Source organism: Ferruginibacter sp. (genome assembly GCF_031391665.1).
GTDB lineage: Bacteria > Bacteroidota > Bacteroidia > Chitinophagales > Chitinophagaceae > Ferruginibacter.
In genome coordinates, this window is sequence record NZ_JANMUN010000119.1 from 1 (window position 1) to 21,208 (window position 21,208).

Annotated in this window: 13 protein-coding genes; 1 reads left to right on the top strand and 12 read right to left on the bottom strand. The window is 37.4% G+C overall.

Going from position 1 to position 21,208, the window contains the following annotated elements; all coding sequences use genetic code 11:
- On the bottom strand, window positions 1-2,017 hold a 2,017-nt coding region (locus ACY651_RS09000), incomplete at its 3' end, for a TonB-dependent receptor (RefSeq protein ID WP_462251857.1).
- Between the two features lie 136 nt (window positions 2,018-2,153).
- Here ACY651_RS09000 and ACY651_RS09005 point away from each other — a divergent pair.
- A complete protein-coding gene (locus ACY651_RS09005; RefSeq protein WP_462251859.1) occupies window positions 2,154-2,474 on the top strand; it encodes a cupin domain-containing protein in 321 nt (106 codons plus the stop codon).
- 2 nt (window positions 2,475-2,476) lie between these two features.
- Here the strand turns inward: ACY651_RS09005 and ACY651_RS09010 are convergent, their stop codons facing one another.
- The 11 genes from ACY651_RS09010 to ACY651_RS09060 form a co-directional block, all read right to left on the bottom strand.
- The gene (locus ACY651_RS09010) at window positions 2,477-3,622 is read right to left on the bottom strand and encodes a TIGR03364 family FAD-dependent oxidoreductase (protein ID WP_462251861.1); all 1,146 of its coding nucleotides are present in this window, start codon (window positions 3,620-3,622) and stop codon (window positions 2,477-2,479) included.
- On the bottom strand, window positions 3,598-4,911 hold the full coding sequence (locus ACY651_RS09015) for a DUF5690 family protein (protein WP_462251863.1): 1,314 nt from the start codon (window positions 4,909-4,911) through the stop codon (window positions 3,598-3,600). Before ACY651_RS09015 ends, ACY651_RS09010 begins: the two co-directional genes overlap by 25 nt.
- A gap of 8 nt (window positions 4,912-4,919) precedes the next feature.
- On the bottom strand, window positions 4,920-5,588 hold the full coding sequence (locus ACY651_RS09020) for a phosphonatase-like hydrolase (RefSeq protein ID WP_462251865.1): 669 nt from the start codon (window positions 5,586-5,588) through the stop codon (window positions 4,920-4,922).
- Between the two features lie 14 nt (window positions 5,589-5,602).
- Window positions 5,603-6,190 carry an HD domain-containing protein gene (locus ACY651_RS09025; RefSeq protein WP_462251867.1) on the bottom strand — a complete coding sequence of 196 codons (588 nt, stop codon included), beginning with the start codon at window positions 6,188-6,190 and terminating at the stop codon, window positions 5,603-5,605.
- A 3-nt stretch (window positions 6,191-6,193) separates the two neighbouring features.
- A complete protein-coding gene (locus ACY651_RS09030; RefSeq protein ID WP_462251869.1) occupies window positions 6,194-8,227 on the bottom strand; it encodes a TonB-dependent receptor plug domain-containing protein in 2,034 nt (677 codons plus the stop codon).
- Window positions 8,228-8,233: 6 nt separating this feature from the next.
- A complete protein-coding gene (locus ACY651_RS09035) occupies window positions 8,234-11,011 on the bottom strand; it encodes a bifunctional YncE family protein/alkaline phosphatase family protein (RefSeq protein ID WP_462251871.1) in 2,778 nt (925 codons plus the stop codon).
- A gap of 81 nt (window positions 11,012-11,092) precedes the next feature.
- A complete protein-coding gene (locus tag ACY651_RS09040) occupies window positions 11,093-12,649 on the bottom strand; it encodes a SusD/RagB family nutrient-binding outer membrane lipoprotein (protein ID WP_462251873.1) in 1,557 nt (518 codons plus the stop codon).
- Window positions 12,650-12,669: 20 nt separating this feature from the next.
- Window positions 12,670-15,903, bottom strand: coding sequence for a SusC/RagA family TonB-linked outer membrane protein (locus ACY651_RS09045; RefSeq protein ID WP_462251875.1), 3,234 nt, complete (start codon window positions 15,901-15,903; stop codon window positions 12,670-12,672).
- 461 nt (window positions 15,904-16,364) lie between these two features.
- Window positions 16,365-18,980 carry a PKD domain-containing protein gene (locus ACY651_RS09050; protein ID WP_462251877.1) on the bottom strand — a complete coding sequence of 872 codons (2,616 nt, stop codon included), beginning with the start codon at window positions 18,978-18,980 and terminating at the stop codon, window positions 16,365-16,367.
- Window positions 18,981-19,099: 119 nt separating this feature from the next.
- Window positions 19,100-19,903, bottom strand: coding sequence for an alpha/beta fold hydrolase (locus ACY651_RS09055; protein ID WP_462251879.1), 804 nt, complete (start codon window positions 19,901-19,903; stop codon window positions 19,100-19,102).
- 27 nt (window positions 19,904-19,930) lie between these two features.
- Window positions 19,931-21,100: an Lnb N-terminal periplasmic domain-containing protein gene (locus ACY651_RS09060; protein ID WP_462251881.1), complete on the bottom strand. Its 1,170-nt coding sequence runs from the start codon at window positions 21,098-21,100 to the stop codon at window positions 19,931-19,933.
- Window positions 21,101-21,208 lie beyond the last annotated feature (108 nt).

Consider the following 21,208-nt stretch of genomic DNA (forward strand, 5'->3'; position numbering starts at 1 on the left):
CAGTTTGAGAACCAGACAAACGTAAATTTGTTTTGGCGTTTATTTTGTAAGTAGCATTTACACCGGGTAAAAAGTCGGTAACTTTTGAGTAAGTGTGGCGAGGGTCCCATTTTTTTACACTACCCACTAATTGATCAAAATGCTCTACTCTTAAGCCCCACACTAATCTCAGTTTATCAAAAAATTCATTATCCATTTGTAAATAGCCGGCATTTAAAATAGTGTTGGCTAAATACCTGAAAGTGCTTCCTTTAATGGCATCAAATGCTATCTTATTATCTGTACCATTTCCGAAATTTTCCGGTGCAAAAATTTTATCCGGGGTTAATAACTTCAACGCATCATTATCAACCGGTAAATAATTGGCAAATAATTTGGCATCAAACAACCTGTCTCTTACCTGAAACATATAACCGCCTTTAATGGTTTGTTTATTTTTTAAAGTATAGGTTAAATCGCCACCGGTTGTATAAATATAATCGTTTAAAATCTGGTAAATCCTGCTGCCGCTTGCCTGAGATAAATTGTTTGATACAATGGCTCTGAACGGATTATTGGTACCAGTAGTCCTGGAATACTGCAATCTTCTTTGGTCGGGTGAATAACCATCTAAGATGGTAAAAGCACCATTCCAGTTAAGTTTCAAATTTTTGCTTAAACTATGCTGGCCGGTAAGCTGTGTGGTAAAAAAAGTATTTTGCTTAAAGCTGAATTCGGAGCCTGTAACATCTTCGTTCCGGGTAACATCTATCCCACTTCTTATAATAGTACTGTTAGCCGTGTTGGTGCTGATGATACTTTTTAAAGATATTTTATTTAAATTATTGAGCTGCAGCGATAAACTGGCTAATGCACTTACAGCGGTACTTTGTAAATACCTTTGGTCATTAAAATCAATATCTGTATTCTTAAACTCCCTGCCGTTTTCAAAATTATTATGCCTGTTTACAATATCCTGAATACTGTTGTTTTTGCGGTAAGTAACACCAAAAATTCCGCCTAATGTTTTACCAAATACTGTTCCTTTAAATCCGCCATTTACTTCAAAAGCTGTATTGAATGGCGCAGCAATTTTTGTGGGAGCCCATGCGTTACGCATTGATTTTCCCATGGCTGTTTTACTTGCAAAACTTGATGTGTCAAAACCACTTTTTGTAGTGTAGGCGGCCGGTAGATTTCTTGTGCCGTCATCAATACCTAACCAATCTGTTTTACCGCCTTTATCTTCATAAAAATCTTTACCAATAGTTTGGGTATTAAAACCACTGCTTAATTGAATATTAAAAAAGTTTTTAGCAGGGATATCTTTTGTGTTTACCTGTATTAAACCGCCTGCCCACTCGCCGGGAAGTTCTGGTACAAAGGCTTTATTTACCACAATATTATCCACCATATTGCTGGGTATAATATCAAAAGAAAAAGTTTTTCTGTCTGGTTCGGTACTGGTTAATAAAATACCATTCAACATAGCCTGGTTATACCTGTCGGCTAAACCTCTTACCACCAAAAATTTACCTTCCTGTATGCTGGTACCCGGCAAACGTTTTAATACCTCACCTGTATTTCTATCCGGGCTTCTTCTAATAGCTTCGGCAGAAATTACTGAAGCCACTGTGTTGGTATTTTTTTGAAAAGCAATGATAGAATTAGTAGATTCTTTTCTTGCTGTGCTGGTGCTGCGTACAATAATTTCTTCGCCGGTTTTTGTTTTAGATTCCATCGTTACATCAAGGTGTGCAATACCATCTGCACCGGTTTCTACTTCTGTTATATCTTTTCCTTGATAGTTGGTAGAACTTAATGTAATGGTATATTTTTTTCCTGTTTCTACTGTAAATGAAAATCGGCCTTCTACATCTGTAGCAATTCCTTTTCCGGTTTCTTTAATTACTACTGAAACACCCGATACTGGATTACCCGTTTTAGAATCTGTAATTTTACCTTCTATTTTTCCTTTTTGAGCAATTGAGGAAAGAGATATGGTAATAAATGCAAGTAGTGCTATTATGCTTCTCATGTTCATTAATTTCATGCCGCAAAGAGATGCTTTTAACATTACTGCAATGTTATGCCTGGGTTAACGAATTGTTTATTTAATGTTACGTAATTGTTACCTCGGTAAATTATTATCTTACCAAACAAAAATTTACACAATGAAAGCAACAACTATTAATGAAATTAAAACCAGGGAAATTGTAGCCGGCTTTTCCGGAAAATATTATCATGCCGATGGCTTAAGCATTGGCTGGTTAGATGCAAAAGCTGGGCACACGGTGCCACTGCATTCACATATACATGAACAGGTAAGTTATGTAGAGGCAGGCGAAATGCTTTTTATAATAGAAGGCGAAGAGTTTATGCTGAAAGCTGGAATGGCAATTACTGTTGCCCCCAATTTAAAACACGGTGCTACAGCTATTACCGATTGTAAATTGATTGATGTGTTTAATCCGGTGAGGGAAGAGTATAAATGATTTTATGCATTTACCATCATCACCTGCTCCACCATTTCTTCTGCAAGTCCAAAAGATAAGGTCATGCCGGCACCGCCTACACCATTTAGTATATATACACCAGGGTCTGGCGAAAAGAAAATTTCAGTATCGCCATTGGTAAGCTTTGGATAAATGCCATGCCAAGTCTCTGCAATGGCATTGCCATTTATTTTTAAAAATGTTTTTAAATAATCCAGAATTAATTTATTGGTAGATGCCCTGTCGAAAGGATCGAGGTGCAAGCCATACTCATGCGAATCGCCAATGGTAATTTCTCCTTTGCCATTTTGTGCTGCCATTACGTGAATACCTAAATCGAGATAGGTTTTCATTTCTTCTGCCATCTTTTTTTGCAATACCGGTAGCGAAGCCGCAGCTTTAAAACTGCTGTAATGCAATAAAGATAAACCGCCACAAATAGCGGTTTTAATGCGATAGCGTTCCGGCATTGGAGCAGTACGCAGCATTTGTAATTTGCATTTGGTAATGGGCAGTTTTGTAAACTCCTCGGGATAGAGTGTTTCAAAATCGGCACCGCTGCATACGAAAATAATATCTGCTTCATGCTCTTCGTGGTTACCAATATACACAGTTTGTTCGCTTATATAACTTACACAACTATTCCAGTAAAATTTTACGTCATACTTTTCCTGCAGGTAATCAGGTATTGCGGCTATAGCTTCCCGTGGGTCAATCAGCATTTCGTCGGCACTGTATAAACCACCCAATAAATTATCTGTGTTTACGTGTTCGTATTTTTCTGCAATTTTATTTTTATCTAAAAGCGCAACATTTCTTTTTTCTTTTTTAAAAATATTTTCTAATTCCTGTAATACCTGCCACTCTTCTTTATTATATGCAAGATGAAGACTGCCGGTTTCTTCGTACCAGATGTTGGCATCAGCTGCAATGGTTTTCCATATTTCCCTGCTGCGTATGGCACGGTTATACATAGTCCCGGGGGGTTGGCCAATGGGCCATAGCATTCCAAAATTTCTTACCGATGCACCCACCGCTTGCGGATGGCGATCGAACACTTTTACACTAAAGCCTTTTTGTGCTAATGCCCTTGCACTGGCAAGGCCAACAATGCCTGCACCAATTACGATAGCTGATTTTTGTTGCATAAATTTTTATATAATTTACTGTGTGTACTTAAACTAACGATGATTAATACCACTCCCACAATACCGGCGGCATAAAAAAGAAAAGAGAAAAAATTTACCCAGTTATATTTTATCGGAATAAATTCTTTTATTAACAACACAGCCACAGTACCGAGATAACCAAAGGCATCGGCGATATACATAACAAAGCCCACATTGCCTTCAATTTTATACGTGGATAACATGCGTTCGAAATAAATGCAATTAAAAGGCAGATAGGCTAAATACAAACCGGTAGTGGCTAAAAGCATCCATGTAAAAGGATTAATTGCACCTGCATTAAAAAAGATGGTGGCCGCTACCGCAATTATAACACCGGCCATTACTAAATAATGACAAAGTCTGAAAGCTTTGTAATTATTTTTTATTAAAAAGAAACCGGCAACAATTACTAAAGCAATTAATGCGATAATGGTATTTGTTTTTGCAAAAATGGAAGCATTATTTTGATAACCCGTTTCTATCCATAATTCGTTACCAAAGTCTTCAATAAAATCTCTTACAATGGTAAAGATGGCATAAGCAACTATTATAGGTACTAGTGAAAAACCAAACTGGCGAATGAATTTTTTTCTTTCGAATGCTGTCATTGGTTTGCGGATGGTGCGGTGGGCAACATCATTTGCATTAGGTGGCGGCGCCTGGTTAAGTAACCATACCCCAATAAAAAGTGGTACAATAAAAATACCCCCTGCAGCAAAAGGCATCCACCAATCAGTAAAATTAAAATCGAGTATTAACCATTTACCAATGGTTTTAGCCAGGCCCGATGCAAAAATAAAACTGGTGGCTAAAATGGCACCCATCAATTCGGTTGTTCTTCTGCCTTCTAAAAAACCAAATACCAAACCAAACACCATACCCAGCGGCAGGCCATTGATAAACATGCAAATGATATTATAAGGCGGTGGAATTATTGCAAACAACAATAACGATACCCATGCAATTACTACAAATAATAAAATATAAGTAGCCCGTCGGCCAGGCTGCATGCCTGCAATAAATTTAATGCCATAAAATTTGCTGCACATATAACCCAGCACCTGTGCAATTACCAAACAAACTTTGTAAGAAATACCCAGAAAAAATATTTTATCATATAAGGCAACTGTGTATGGTTTTCTAAAACCATACATGCTGCTGTAAATTACAAAAGCGCATAAAGAAATATAAATGACCAGCGCAACCGGTTGCCTGTTTAACCAATTGCGGCTATAGTTGTGATGTGTTAACGAAATTGCTGCAGGCATAAAACCTATTAAATTAATGGCAGGAGTTCACATAAATTATTAATGATATTATTGGGGTTGGCTGATGCTAATTGCTGGTAAGTGTGGGCGCCAGTAGTTATACCAATAGTAATACTGCAGCCTGCATTTTTTCCTTCTTCAATATCAATAATAGAATCACCTACTTTTACCACTTCGCTTGCATTTTCAATCCCAAACTTTTGCATAGCCAGTAAAATCATATCAGGATTGGGCCGGTTATTTTGTACATCAGTGGCGGTAATTAATCCATCAATTTGGTTACCAGCTTGCCAACCTAGTTTTTCTAAAATACTCATGGCAGTTTTTTTGTTATAGCCGGTGTTTAATACCACCAAAACATTTCTATCTCTTAACAGTTGAAAAGTTTCTTCTGCTGCAGGCTGTGGCTTTATTTCAAAACTATCATAAGCAGTTGCCAGTTCATACACAAACAAACTGTATATTTTATTTGCAGCTGCATCATCAGGTTGAGCAACCTCCAATGCGATAATATCTTTTATAGCTTGCAGTTTTTCTTTACCAGCGCCCTCGGTAAGCACTTGTGTTAATGAAAAATTATACCCTGCTTCGTTAATTACTTTTTGCAAAGTTTTATACACTACATTTTTTTCATCCACGGTGGTGCCGGCCATATCAAATACAACCATCTTAACCATAACCTTATTTTTAATTAATTGTTTTGTTGCAAAAGATGCTCAATCATCATTTGTTTGTAGTACGATAAATCAGGTAAAGGCTTTGCTGTTTTTTTTGCAAGATCATCCCAGCGGCGGATAGCAACATACTCATCAAACAAATCATCTTCTTCAAAAGCCATGGCTTCTTCTACTGTCATTACGCCGCCCTGAAACTCCAGTGTTTTTTTACTGGCTTCGGATAATTGATTATAATATTCCGGATAATGATAAGTGAGGTAACGCTTTGCTGCCACATGGCTTTGCACCAGCTTTGCAATTTTTTTGGAAAAGCCTTTCGCTAATAAATATTCGGCTCCTAATTTTTCATGATCTACCACACCCACATTATCCATGTGTTCAACTTTTTTTTCGGGAAAAGCAAATTCACACAGGTGGCCAATATCATGAAAAAATGCAGCCAGTATCACATCGTCATCTGCACCACTGGCTTCTGCTAACTGTGCACACTGGCACATATGTTCTATCTGGCTAACAGGCTCACCAATATAATCCTGGTTACCATGTATTTTGTACAAAAAAATAATTTCCTCTGTTGATCGTACAATTTCGTCCGTAGACATATTTTAAATTTTTATTGCTACTGCCAACCAGCCACTGCGGCCCACTCCATTAATACCGCTGCCATGGGTACGGTAATCTTCATTCAATAAATTTTGTAACCCAATATTAAAATGAAAGCTTGATAATTTATAACCGGCATACAGGTTAATTATCTGCCAGCCTGCCGTACCATTTTTGCCAATACGGTTATCATCTTTATCTCCCTGTGCCAGCCTAGTTTGTTTTGATGCAAACTGAAACTCTGTTGCTGCAAACCATTTATTGTTTCTGTATGTGCCCGTTAATCTTCCATTAAAAGGAGGAATACGGCGCAATGGTTCCTGCTTGCTTAAACTTTGGCCATACGCATAACTAATGCCACTGCTAAAATAAACATGCTGTGTTACCTCAGCGTTAAATTCTGTTTCTATTCCTTTAATAAATGCGGCTTCGGTATTTTCTTTTTTATAAACAGGGTAACCGCTGATAATTTGATTGCCTGCTTTTACCCTGGTAATAAGATTGGAGAGATGCATGTAGTAAACCGCAACAGTTGCACTAATTTTTTTAGATTGAAATTTGTAGCCTACTTCTGTGTGCTGCGATTTTTCGGGTTGCAGATTTGCAGTAGGTATTTCGTAACGAAAATCTACAATGCCCAGTGTGCCCATATCATCTACATTGGGTGCCCGGTAACCACTGCTGAAAGAAGCGTAAACTGTTTGTTGTTTACTGATGTTGTACAACAAAGCGCCATTAGTTACCAATGCCGAAGGTGTAATTTTTACATTGCCCAATGTTGTATCGGTAATGTTTATTTTAAAAGTATTAAAACGCAAACCGCCATCAACTATCCATTTGCCCAAATGCAAATGATGCAGCGAATACAAAGAGTAATTACCATATTTCGAATTGTCGGGATACAAACCTCTTTTACTATCCGTAACATTCGTTTGTGTATTGATATCTTCCCTTGTACTATTTACTTTATCGTTATAAATTTCTATACCGGAGTTGGCTGCCCATCTTTTACTAATTACAGATAAAATATCTGCAGTAATACCCGTTGTTTTTGTTTTATCTTCTTCTTTTCGTAAAGCAGTGCTGCCATTTTTTAAACTGTTACGGCCCTCAATACCCTGCTGAAACGAAAATGTAATTTCAGTTTCTTTTACCCATGCAGATTTGCCCTGCAAATTTATTCTTGCATAAGTTAATAAACGCTGCTGCGGATCCATTTCGTTTACACTAAAATTTTCTAACTGTACTTTATGATATACCGGAACATGCTGTTGTTGTAAAAACTGGCTGGCTATTGTAAGCTGTATACTTTCTTTTAATAAAAATTTTGCTTTTACATCAAAGGCCCATTCGTTATAGCCCGATGGTGATTGTTTACCTGTTGTATCGCCGCCAATAATATCACCAAAATTTCTTTTGCTGATGCCGGTAAGCAATGCAAATCTTTTGTTGCTATACATGGCTTCGATTCTTGCTGTTTTTTCCATATCGCCTGTCATGTACTTTGCAATTGCTTTTGCTTTAAAAGCAGGTTTGTCTGCAGAAAATTGTGGATTGTTAGTGATAAGGTTAATTACACCTCCAATTGCATCAGTGCCATATTGTACAGAGCCGGTACCTTTAGCCACTTCTATTTTATTGATGGTGTAAGCATCAATAGTATTTAAATATTGGTTGGGGCCATAGCGAAAAGTGGAATTGTTTAACCGAATGCCATCTACTAAAATTAAAGTTTGATTACCCGTTACACCCCTTACAATAGGTGAACCACCACCATGATTTGTTTTTTGTACAAACACGCCGTTAACACTTGCTAATGCTTCGGGTGTAGTGCGGTACTGATAATCATCCATTTGTTTTCTGCCAGATATATTTACCGAGTAAGGGGTTAGTAATGGGTTGGAGTTTTTACGTGTTGCAGTTACCACGACTTCTTGCAATTTGCTTGCAGAATCTGTAATGGCTGGTTGATTATTTTGCGCTGTTATTAAACAGGGGAATGAAAAAACAACTATAAAAAATTTAGAAAACTTCATCAGATTTTATTTATCAAATTCTTTTTTAGCATCTTGTACATTATCCATCGGCGGGCCTTGGATAATTTTGCGCCAGTCGATAGTGCGGTTGTATTTTTTCATGGCTTTGTCCACATCAAAAACTCTGGGGTCGTGTTGTTCTAAAGTGTACGGCGTAAAATCGGGCTTGTTAGTAAAAAAATCTTGCAATAAAGAAGCCGTAACATCATACTGGTTTACATAAGGTACGCCTAAAATATTGTAAATCGTTTTTAAGATGGAACCAAAGTTAGCATGTGTGTGGCTAACGTAGCTACGTTTTACATAAGGGCCGGCCATCATTAAAATACTGCGGTGTGCATCAATATGATCAACTCCGCCCTGCGGATCATCTTCTGTAATTATCACCAGCATGTTTTTCCAGTATTTTGTACGGGACAAAAAATGTAAAATTCTTCCCACCGCTAAATCATTATCTGCTACATAAGAACTCCTGGAAAAATAACCATCTTCTGGTCTTGCGCCGGCAGTATGATCGTTGGGTACTTGCATGGTAATTAACGAAGGCAGTTTTTGTTTTCCGGTGATCCACATTTTTGTAAATTCTTCTTCAAACTGGTTCATGCGGAACTGATCGGGTATATTGGTATTGTACCCGGCATAATTATGGCTGGTACGTGTGAACAATGCTTTTTGCATAGGCACCATCACTGCATGTGCAGCACCAGTTGTGGTATCATGCCATTCTTCTCTTACATGTGCAGTTTCGTTAGCTTCGCCAAAATTGTAAAAGTTGATCTTCTTTCTTTCCAGCGCTTCCCATAACCCGCCAATTTCTGCATAATCTTCGGGGTCCATACTTCCGGTAGAGCCAGGAAATCTTCTGCCCGGAGCTTTGGAAAAATATTTGGCTGTTTTATCAACACTGCTGTTCGTTTCCACCCATTCGTTAGGTATTACACCCATCATCCAATGGTGACCATGAATGGAGGCATCACTATCGCAATAAAAATTATCGCTGAAAGAAAATTGCTTGGCAACCTTATGATGATTGGGCGTAACCTTTAAATTTTTATTTGTTGCCTGTAATGAATCGGGTAATGTGTATTCGCAATCAACACCAAACCTTGCAAGTGTTGTATCGCCATTGGCATTTTTCATCTGACCAAAAACCTCATCGTATGTTCGGTTTTCTTTAGTGATATATACAATGTATTTGATAGGGCTTTTGCCTGAACCGGGTAAAGCAGGTAAAGGATTAGCAGCATCATCTTTACTGGTTGTTGCTGTAAAAGTGTTGCCAATAGTTTGTTTAGTGTAGGCGGCTAATTGTGCCGTACCGGGCATTGCAATTTTTTGAAAACTGCCCAACTGTATATCACCAATATAAGTGCCCTGCGGCGGTGCAACAAAACCTGCACCACCATTTGGCCCTGCACCCAATCCCCGGCAACTGATCACATACATTTCCTTTTCATCGGCAGATAATTTAACCCTTGCCGGCCCCCAGCCTGTGGGAATTAACCCTTTGGTTGTTTTTGTTGCCACATCAATTACAGCTACTGCATTAAAACCTAATAAGGCCACGTACAAAGTTTTTTCATCTTTGCTTAATGTAATGCCAAAGGGTAAAAGCCCTCTGAATTTATCAATACGTTTATCTACTTTAATAGGGATATGCGATAATATTTTATGATTTTTAAAATCGATCACTGCAATATTATCATTGGTAGCATTAGTTACATAAATATAATTTTTACCCACTGCAACAGAGTTGGGGCTGGCGCCACCTACCACTTCTGCATCTTCCACCATTTCGCCAATTTGATAACCGGTTTTAAATTTACCTATTACTTTATTGGTTTTTAAATTGATAGAAAATACACTCATAGCTTCGGGTGAGTTGGGGCTGCCCACACCGGGAATTCTTTTTTCATCAATCACCGTACCTTCAATAGATTCTTTGGTATTATCGCCATAAGGATGATGGTTGATCATCATGGAATTGTAATTGGCAGAATCCATTCCTTCTACCAAAGGATAGGCATACATGCCCACATTGGCCACAAAAGCAGTTTGTTTATCGGCGCTTAATGCCAGGCCAAAAGGCTGGCGGCCTGCAGGTATAGAAGCGGTTATTTTTTTATTGGTAAGATCATATCGCACTAACCGAAAGTTGCCTCTGTCTAAAATCAGCAGCTCGTCATTGTTCAATAATAAATCTGATGTAAAGCTGTCATCAAATTCAACGCCATCAACTTTTCCGTTTAAAGAAATTGAATCAATGCGTTTAAAATTTTCAATGTCGTACACAATTACAGCACCATTATCGCCACCGCTCAAATACACTGTTTTAGAATCGGCAGCAAACGCTACGCCTAAAAATGAGCCGTTGGAGAGTGGCGATTTAAATACTTTAATATTGTTGCTATCTGTTGCAAAGCTGCTGCCCGAAAGTGGCTCGTGTGCAAGTGGCGAAGTTATTTTTTGATTGTAACTGGGTACTCTTGTATTTTGTAAAGTAGTTAAATCAATTACTGTAAATACACCATTGTGGAGTGTTACTGCTTTTTTACCGTTGGGAGCAATTGACATTCCAAACGGATCGTTGGTAATACGGATCAAATTGCCAGCAGGAGTAAGTAAGCGGCCACTGGGTAAAACAGAAATACCTTTTTCATTAATTTTTGCAAACTGATTTTTACCGGGTACTTGTAAAATGGTTACTGATTTTTGTTGGGCATAACTGCCTGCAGTAAAAAGCAACAGGCACCAAACGGGTAAATTTTTTCTAGGTACTTTCACAACGATAGTTTTAAAATAGTGGATGGAGCCTTTGATAAGGCTCCATCACATTGTGTTTATGATTCTGCTAAATTCTAAAAATTATTTGATAATCCACATTTTTGCATTAATGTCATCAGTGCCGCTAAACTGAGACTGTATTGCTGCATTTACATTGGCAGTATTAATTGACTTTTCTGCTGTTGGGTATTGAAACCTTAATGCTACCCTGTTACTGTTCCCTGTTCCTGCCCCGGTATTAAAAGTTGGTATGCCCGTGCGGCGCCAGTTGTAATAAGCTTCCCAACCGCTGTTTTGATAAAAGGCTAAATATTTTTGGGTAACAATCTGATTTAAACCTGCTGCACTGTTACCGGCGTATTTAACTAAAGGCTGTGCATAATAAGTTGCCCAGTCGTAATTGATGGTATAAGTATTATAGTCACTTAATGTGCCACTTGGTTTTTGAAAGGTAACAGTATTGGTTCCACTAACGATACCATAAAAACCAATACTGGCCTGTATGCCTTTCGTGTACCAGTCTTCTGCAGTAGCTGTTATCCAGCCACGGTTTACAGCCTCAGCAATGTTAAAACACATTTCGGCGTAACCAATCTGAATACAATTTTCTGCAGTAAAAGTGCTGTAATATCTTTTGCGGTTAATAAAAGAATATTTTCCTAAACCAGCATCAGCACTCATGTTTGCCAAATCTTCTCCGCTGCCGGCACCGTTAAATGCGGCAAAACTATTTGGTGCAGCCCCACCCGCTATCAATGCTGCAGCAGGCTCTGCTACATAAAAAGTGCGGGGGTCTTTAAGGTTAACCAAAGTATTTAAATGAGTAGATGTCATATTGTAACGGGCAACATCAAAACCAAAACTTTCAGGATTGGTAGGATATTTATTGTACTGTGCGTTGTAAACATACTGCATGTTATCTTCCATATTTGTAAAAATGGGATACTTTGCAGCGTTAGTCAATGTTTCGGTGAATTTTTGTTTGATGCTTAAGTCTGCATCACCTTCATATTTACTTAACTGAATTAAAACCCGGAGTTTAAATGCATTTACTGCTTTACGCCATTTACTTAAATCATTATTATAATAAAAATCGTTTGATAATAAATAACCTCCTTTGGTGATAACAGTACTCATATCAGTATTTGCTTCTTCCAGCAAAACCAATATTTGTTTGAATACTTCTTTTTGAGAATCATATTTTGGAGAAATATTAGCTAAAGATTTTAAAGCATCAGATACCGGAATATCTCCTGTTTGCATACTAAGGTTATAAAATAAGTATGCCCTTAAAAATTTCCCTAACGCACTGTATGGATTGGGTGAAGCCACGTTTTTTCCAGCTTCTTCTTCCATCTTAATTACATTTTTTAGTGTATTATAAGTGTTGAAAGAAACACCCGACCAGGTGTATTGCTGATCGCCATAGTAGGCATAATTACAGGCATAAAACTGGTTCCAGCGTTGCGTGGGGCTAAACGGACTTTGATAAATATCGGATAACACCCCATTTAAAACAAGGCTTGCAGGAACACTTGTTGCCCTGTTAGGATCATTTTGTAAAGTATCGAACTTTTTTTTACAGGAAGCAGTACAAAGTATTACGCTAACTGAAACTATGGAAAGGATCTTTTTCATTTTTTAGTTTTTATGGTTTATTAAAAAACAACATTAAGGTTAACACCATAACTTCTGGTGGTGGGTGTTTGCAGGTTGGTGCCGCTCTGGCTGCCAGCATACTGATCAATATCTACATCTTTAAACTTATTATCTTTCATAAAATATAAAATGTTTCGGGCTACAAACGAAACACTGGCATTTTTTATAAATGATTTGCCCAAAATATTATTAGGTACGCTGTATGATAAAACTATCTCCCTTAATTTAAGGTAGCTTTTGCTCATCATGTTTGGCTCCGGTATACCATGTACCCGGCTGATATAATCCTGCACATAAGTTTTAGTGGCATTAGCTGCATATTGCAAAGCAGCGTAGTTAGTAATTACACCGGTTACAGGATCATAATTTATTGCAACACCATTTGAAACCTGCACCCCTTCACCTAAATAAGATTTAATGCCTTTTGTATCATCGTACCTTGAGGCACCAAAAGCACCTTCCACTGTTTCAGCATGGCGGCCGCCCTGAAAAGTTTTCTTTCTTACATAATCTTCCATTACACCGCCAACACGTCCGTCGAATTGAAAACTTAGTGCCAGGTTTTTATAGTTGAATTTATTGTTAAAACCCCAAACCCAGTCAGGGTTGGCATTGCCTGCAAACTGTGCTACTGGTCCTACAATTGGTCGTCCTCCGCCATCATTAATTATCTGGCCATCCGGCGTACGGGCAAATTTTCTAATGTACACTTCATCTACACGGCTGCCTACTTTAAAAAAAGTGCCGATAGTGGTAACACCCGGGGGTAACTCTTTATACACTTCTTTAAAAGTGCTCCAGTTTAAAAGCACATCCCAACTAAAACCGTTATTCATTTTTACAGGTGTACCGCTCAGCGAAATTTCCAATCCTGTCTTTTTTGTTTTGGTTGCATTGATGGTATAGTTGGAATAACCGGATGCTGCAGAAATTTGTTTGTTAAATATTTGTGGCCCGTCTATATAACTAAAGTAAGCCACATCAATACCAAACCTGTTTTTTAAAAACTTCATATCTAAGCCAATTTCTGTACTGGTTCTGTTGTCTGGTTTCACATTTTCATCTACCAGGTTGCTGGTAAATTTTGCTTCTGTTGTATTGTTATACCCAACCCCTGTGTTGTAAACATTGTTAAAAGCATATGTGGGCCCACCATAAGTTGAAGAATATTCTGAACCATAGCCCAATGGATAAGCATTATTTGGTGTGGCGCCAATGGTGCTGGAAACAAAAGAACCACCACCTCTAACTTGTGCGTAAGAACCTCTTAACTTTAAAAAAGAAATTACCGAAGGTATTTTTACATAATCAGAAACTACCGTACTTACATTAACAGAAGGATAAAAGAAAGTATTGTTCTTTGAATTTAATGCAGATAATTTATCAACTCTTCCGGTTGTATTAATGTTGGCATATTTACCTAAGGCAAAATCAACAGAGTAAAAAGCACTGGGCACTCTCATATCCGAAGCGAAGCTGTATGCTTTTACAGGGTTGCGGCTGTTAGAAAATGCATACACATTTGGTACATTTAAATAATCGGTAGTAATAAAACTTGAACCATAATTAAACGTACGCATGTTAGCTCCTGCAAAACCATTAATGCTTAAAAAATTGCCAATTTTCGGACTTTTAAAACGCAGCATTACCTCGGTATTGTTTTCAAATAAAGAACGTTTGTCTTCACGGTAATCTCCCAATCCACCTTCACGGCCATACGGGTGAGCCGAGAAAGGCATTTTTTCTGTTCTTGTTAAATCGTAAGTTGTAATAGAACTCCTGCCCATCAACTCTACATAATTATTAAACTTGTAGTTTAAAGTAGCATAGCCATAAATATCATTTTTTTGATGGCCACGTAACCACTCGTAACTCATAAAGTATGGATTATGATACCGCTGATATTCTGCGTAATTACTTTGCACACCTTCTTTACCAGGCTGCCAGTAATTCTTCATATCATCGATATTCCAATCGGCAGCGCCCCAAATAGTAATATTGTAAATAACACTGTTGGGGCCGTAGTTTACATCTGGTATATTATCAGTGTATTGTTTATTAAAATTAATATTAGCATCAAGCGTTAATTTTTTACTGAATTTTAAAGTAGAAGCTAAATTAAAATTGGTGCTGTTTAAATTAGTATTAGGCACTAAACCTCTTTGATAAGTTTGCCCAACAGAAAAACGCAAATCGTATTTTTCTCCACTTGCAGATACAGATAAATTATTTGTAGATAAAATGCCTGCCTGTATAAATCTTTTCAAATTATCTTTTCCTCTTGCCATCCAGGGAGTTTTAGAGCGAATGCCTGTAACAGGATCAACAGGGCTGTCGTATTGTTCAATTAATTGTCCATCAAAACGTGGACCCCAAATATCATAATCATTATCATTAACACCGGCACCTTTGCCATCTACAAATTTGTATTGTCCGTGATCGCCGGGGCCATAAAGGTCTTGTGTTTTTGGTAAGGCAATAAAACCTTTATTAATCATGGTACTGGTATTAAATTCTACGGAGTAACCACGTTTGTCTTTAGTACCTTTTTTTGTATTGATTATAATTGCACCATTCTGACCACGATAACCATAAAGTGCAGATGCAACAGGGCCTTTAAGCACTGTGTAACTTTCAATATCATCCGGGCTAATATTCCAGGTGTCAGAGTTGATAGGAATACCATCCACTACATATAAATTAATATTGCCACCACGTAATAAAACCTGGGGATTACCCAATAACTCTGCCGATGCACCAACTGTTAAACCAGATACTTTACCCACTAAAGAATTTATTGGGTTTGGCTCTCTTGCTTTAATTAAATCTGCCCCTTTTACTTCCTGTGAGGAGTAGCCGATAATTCTTTTATCTTTTTTTACACCTAATGCCGTTACCACCACATCCTGCAATTGTACGGGGATTTGTGCAAGCTTTATTTCTAAAAAATTATCTGTTGCAGTAATTACCTGCTCTTCGTAACCACTAAAACTAAAACTGATTTTTGTTCCTTTAATTACTCCAAATCTAAAAATCCCCTCTTTATCGGTTGTTGTACCAAAGGTTGAATTTTTTACAGTAACACTAACTCCTTCAATAGGTTTGTTGGTAACAGCATCTGTTACTTTTCCATTTATCTGTACGTTTTGCTGTGCCTTTATAATGGCTGGTATATTAACAACTGTAATAAACAGTAATAACAACCTTATCAGTTGGTGCTTTGTTGGTGTCATAAACAATGATTTAAGTTTTGAGCACCAAAAGTATTTGCACAGTGTTACCAAAATATTTACGGGGCATTAAGGAAAAAAAAATAAAACGTTAAGAAAAGAAAACACGTAAATGATAACAATTAGGTAATCATTAATAAAAATGGATTTAGTAAAACTAAAATTTTGCAAAGCGATAAATAAAAACAGGGCTTAAAAAAGCCCTGCTACGCAACAGGAGAAAGATTGCTGTATGCTGATACCAAAACTAACTGCAACTGCACAGGAGGGTACAAATTTTTTATGCAGAAAAAATAAATTGGCAAAAAATAATTGAATTGTAAAGATGTTTATAAGGAAGTAAAAAACCAACAGAGATGTATTAACAAATAATCATTATAACGTTATCAAAAAATAAAAGGGTTGTAAAAATTTGAAACGAACAGGGTTGATTATTGTTAGAGGTAAAAAAAATAATTGCTGCATTATCTTATCAGCACCACATAACCTTTCTTTTTTACTTTTCTGTTGCGGTAGTCGGTAGCCTCGGCATACCAAACATAAGTTGCAGGGTCCTGGCCTTTGCCTCCAAAGGTTCCGTCCCATCCTTTTTCTGCATCGGTGCCGCTGTACAGCAGTTGCCCCCAGCGGTTATATACCCTGAATAAATCTAAAGATTTTATACCTAAAATAATGGGCCGGAAAATATCATTTTTTCCATCGCCATTGGGCGTAAATGCAGTGGGTACATATAAACCTGCATCAAGTTTGTACAAATGCACCCTTATACTGTCGTAATCGAAACAGCCAAAATTATTGCTCACTCTTACAATATATTCAATATCGTTTTGGGGTAAACTAACAGGGTTGTGTATGGTTGTACTGCTTAACCATTGTGCAGGGCTCCATAAATAATTATTACTGCCGGTAGCATTTAACAATAAAGGCTGATCTAAAACTACAGAGGTATCTCTTGGCCCTGCATCGGCAGTAATTTTTGCAACGTTTACAAAAATGGTATCTCTTGCAGGTTTGGGGCAGCCAAATGTATCGGTTACACTAACTATATATCTTATGTTAGCTGTAGGATTTATTGAAACCGGGTTCGGTATAAGCCGGTTATTTAAAAAAGCTGCCGGCGACCACGAATAAGAGCTCCCGCCACTTGCATTTAACTGTGCAGAAAAACCAAAGCATATAGTTTGATCTAAACCGGCATTGGCGTTCGGATAGGGAACTGTTCTTATACGGATATCATGCTCTGCTGTACATTTACCAATGCTGCCCACTACATGATAAACAGTGCTGGTAACAGGCGTAGCAACAGGGTTTTTTATCCTGGGATTACTAAGTGTGTTGCCTGCAGGAATTTCTGTCCATTGATAATATAACGCATCGCTGGTAAGCTTTAATACAATGCCATCTGTTTGGCAAATGGTAGTATCGTTAGGGGCAAACTGTGTAACATTATTTACCACGCTAACTTTTACAGAGTCGCTGCCCACGCAACCGAATGGATCGGTAAGGGTTACACGATAAGTAGTGGTAACATCAGGGCTGACCAACGGGTTAAAAATATTTACATTATTGATATTGTAATTGGGGCTCCATACGAAAGAGCCGGTGCCAATTGCGTTTAACTGCAGGGTATCAATAATGCAGATTAATGTATCGTTGGATAAAGTTAAGGCAGGCTTATCCGTAATAGGAATTGTTTTAAGAACCGTATCAATACAACCTTTGCTGCTGGTTACAATAAAATTTACATCGTAGCTGCCAGATGTTGCATAGATATGTGTTGGGTTTTGAATAATGGAAGTATTTGTTGCCGAAGAAAAATCACCAAAGTTCCATTTCCAGCTATTAATAATACCATAATTGGCTGACGTAATATCTCTGAATTGTATAGGTGTGTTTTTGCATTGACCTGCAACTGTAAAATCGGGAAAGAAGCCGGGAAACACTTTTACTTTTGCTGTGGCGGAATCGGAACATGGAAGGCCACGATTAACCACTAACTTTAAAGTGTAAATTCCTGTATCTGCATAAGTATGTGTTGGGACGTCTAACGGAGAGGTATTGCCATCTCCAAAATCCCAGTAATAGGTTTGAATATTTGCACCCGGTGCATTATTTTGAAAGGTTACTGTAAAACCGTCACAACTGATGTATTCAGGATTAAGCTGAGCCCTGGTAGAGGAACAATCTGCAACTTGTATGTGTAAAGATTTTCTTACTTCTGCTATTTTAATATTTGTTCCTCTTTTATATTCGCTTACTACAACTGTTACCACATAAACACCAATGCCGGGAGCAATACCGGATACAATACCCGTTTGATTATTAATTCTAACGCCACCGCCTAAAGGCGATAAGCCTGAATAGCCGTTTGCGTAAGGAATGATACTAAAAGGCGGTTGCGAAGAAGGGTCTGGTATCGGGGTAACATTAGTACCGCCGGAATATGCAGATGCAAAATTATAAACCAAAGAATCATTATTTATATCTGTTGCACTAAAATCGAATGTAAAAAAATCATTTTGACAAATAATTGCAGTATCATTTTGAGAAAATATTGCACTCGAATTGGTTTCTGCACCTGTTATAGTTGCGGTTCCGGGTATGTTCACAGTCCACGTTTCTCCATAATCCTGAGAAGGGGCTTGAATATTTACAATGCCTGCAATTCTGCAACATCTTTGATAAGAAATAATATAACCCAATTGCGTATTAGGAAGTTCTTGTTCTAATTGAAAGGTTCTGATTCTGTAACAAATTGCCGGAGGATTATTAATACAGGGTTGGCATTGCGGACTATTACAATTACTAATAGTAATATCATTTAAAACAGGAACAGAAATATTAAGAACCTGGCTGTTGTTTGCAGGATTAAAAAAGGTAAAAGGTACGGAAGCATCTATTTGGCCGGGGTTTAAATCACATTCCGAGTAGAGTTTTAAAATGATTCTGTATCTCGAGGTATTTGGGGCACTCCCAGGTCCCAAATATTCATAGTACATCCACCCTCCCTTAGTATGATTGGCCAAAATTTCCTTTACAGATAAAAACGATAAAATAAAAAGAATACAATATTTCTTCATTCTCCGGATGTTGTATGTATCAGACCTAAAAGTAACATAAAATGCTGCCTTTTGCAAAGCTGCTACCTGTTAAAACGGTTTAAAGGTTTTGTTTGTTGTTTAATCGGTGATAATATTAGTTAGGTTGCCAATTGTAAAAACTGCAGCATTGCAGTATTTACTTTGTCTGTTTCCTCTAACATGCCCATGTGGGCACTGTTGCGTAAAATATGTACATGAGATTGCGGGGGCAAATAACATTGCTGCATACTTTGCTCAAAAGGAATAGCCTTATCATGTTCGCCAATAATAAATAATACCGGGCCATTAAAAATTTTCAATACTTCAATTCTTTCGGGCCGGGCAATCATGGCCTGGTAATATTTTATTAATGCTTCTGGTGTAAACTGTTTTCCTTTTTCGATTAAAATAGCTGCGTTTGGGTCTGACGGTTTTGAACCGTCCTGGCCCAAAAGAAACAGACCAGATATAGTTGTTTTTAAAAACTCGTAAGCGCCATTGCTTTTTATAAACTCAATCGATTTTAAACGGGCTGCTTTTTTTTCTTCATTATCTGCAAATGCGGAGGAATGGCACAAACCAAAGGCACTTATTAATTCAGGATATTTTTCTGCAATGGCTAATGTAATATAGCCACCCATACTGTGGCCAATAATAATTGACTGGCTGATATTTTCTTCTACAATAATTGCTTTTATTAAATCGGCCATGCCTTCAATGCTCATGTCTTCAATTAATTCAGATTTGCCGGTGCCTGGCAAATCTGGGATTATTAAGGTGAAACCGTCTTTTAAAAATTCAATTTGATTATTCCATATTTCACCATCTTCGGCAAAGCCGTGAATGAGTACAACAGGTTTTCCATTGCCGGTAATGCGGTAAAAAATTTGGGCAGATTGATACGCTATGGCTTTAGTTTCCATAATAATAATTTAGTTAGTGAAGTTAAGCTATTTAACGCCGATAGATTTTACAGCACTTCTATAAATTAATAACAGCATAAATGGTATTAAGGCAGGGTTTAAATGCTGCGGTAAAAAAAACCAGGCTAACAAAACAAATACTAAAGCAATTGCTGTAAAAGCAAAATATTTTTTTACCCAACTTTTTTTATGCACCGCATTCTGCGGACTGTTTATAAAAAATGCCATGATGAAATGTGTTGGCCAAGCCCACAATAAATTAAAATTATTTTTTGTCATGCTGTGGTCGGTTGCAGTGGTCATAAAAATTAAAATGATACCGAGTAAACCCGTTACAAAAAATAATAACCAGTCGAATAATTTTAAAAATATATGGGCAATTTTATGTTTTGATAAACTTATTAAAAAGATTAATATCAGCAGTAAAGTGAAAACAACAAAGGGTGTAAAAAATGGCTTTTTAACAGCACCATTATTTATGTTGTATAAATTTTGATGAGATAATACCATTGGATGATCGGCACTGTCTAAACTTTTCATCAGGTTATCGGGTAAAAATTGCATTTGCTCTGCCGTCATCACTGCATCGCAGGGTTTGCCTAATAAAAGATCGATACCGAGTTTGCTCCAGTGCTGCTGGCCTTTATCGAGGTATTGATAAATAGCCTGGCGGAAAGTAGTGCCCGAAGGCATTACAGGATTTATGGTAAAAGAAGAGTCATGATTTTTTTTAAGAATATCCCTGAGCTTTGTGGTGCAGTTATCAAAAAAGAAATCGTATTTATAATATTTATTTTCTTCTTTTAAATTATTATTTAAAAAACGCTGAATAGTTGTTTTTTCTGCTGCAGTTAAATTTAAAATCTGTTCGGTAATGCCACGATTAAAATATTGGTATTCGTATTTAAAATCATCAAACCTTGCTGCGGAAACATAGTACATTAGTTTGCCCCTTGCAAATTTTATGTAAAAACCTTCGTCATTAAAATCGAACATACCGTAATTGTAAACGATGTCTGTTACACTGCTGCTGTCAATTACCCGGTAAGCGCTGTGGCCAAAAATAGAATAGAGTTCCTCGCCGGGTGTACAGGTGAGCAGTGAAATGCGTAAGTGGGAGGAATCCTGAGCAAATGTATCAATAGGCAAATGTGCAAATGTGCAAATGAATAAAAGTTGCAGTAATATTTTTTTCATTGCTTTTGATTAGATACGAATGTACAGCAATTATATTTTAAACAGTATGCTGGCATAACCGCTTAAATAAAAGTTGAATAAAGATATACTGCACAAGAGTGCGATGCC

Excerpts from the sequence above, each read along its gene's own strand:
- ACY651_RS09005 (WP_462251859.1), top strand. The coding sequence starts at position 2,154 with ATGAAAGCAACAACTATTAATGAAATTAAAACCAGGGAAATTGTAGCC.
- ACY651_RS09010 (WP_462251861.1), bottom strand. The coding sequence starts at position 3,622 with ATGCAACAAAAATCAGCTATCGTAATTGGTGCAGGCATTGTTGGCCTT.
- ACY651_RS09015 (WP_462251863.1), bottom strand. The coding sequence starts at position 4,911 with ATGCCTGCAGCAATTTCGTTAACACATCACAACTATAGCCGCAATTGG.
- ACY651_RS09020 (WP_462251865.1), bottom strand. The coding sequence starts at position 5,588 with ATGGTTAAGATGGTTGTATTTGATATGGCCGGCACCACCGTGGATGAA.
- ACY651_RS09025 (WP_462251867.1), bottom strand. The coding sequence starts at position 6,190 with ATGTCTACGGACGAAATTGTACGATCAACAGAGGAAATTATTTTTTTG.
- ACY651_RS09030 (WP_462251869.1), bottom strand. The coding sequence starts at position 8,227 with ATGAAGTTTTCTAAATTTTTTATAGTTGTTTTTTCATTCCCCTGTTTA.
- ACY651_RS09040 (WP_462251873.1), bottom strand. The coding sequence starts at position 12,649 with ATGAAAAAGATCCTTTCCATAGTTTCAGTTAGCGTAATACTTTGTACT.
- ACY651_RS09045 (WP_462251875.1), bottom strand. The coding sequence starts at position 15,903 with ATGACACCAACAAAGCACCAACTGATAAGGTTGTTATTACTGTTTATT.
- ACY651_RS09050 (WP_462251877.1), bottom strand. The coding sequence starts at position 18,980 with ATGAAGAAATATTGTATTCTTTTTATTTTATCGTTTTTATCTGTAAAG.
- ACY651_RS09055 (WP_462251879.1), bottom strand. The coding sequence starts at position 19,903 with ATGGAAACTAAAGCCATAGCGTATCAATCTGCCCAAATTTTTTACCGC.
- ACY651_RS09060 (WP_462251881.1), bottom strand. The coding sequence starts at position 21,100 with ATGAAAAAAATATTACTGCAACTTTTATTCATTTGCACATTTGCACAT.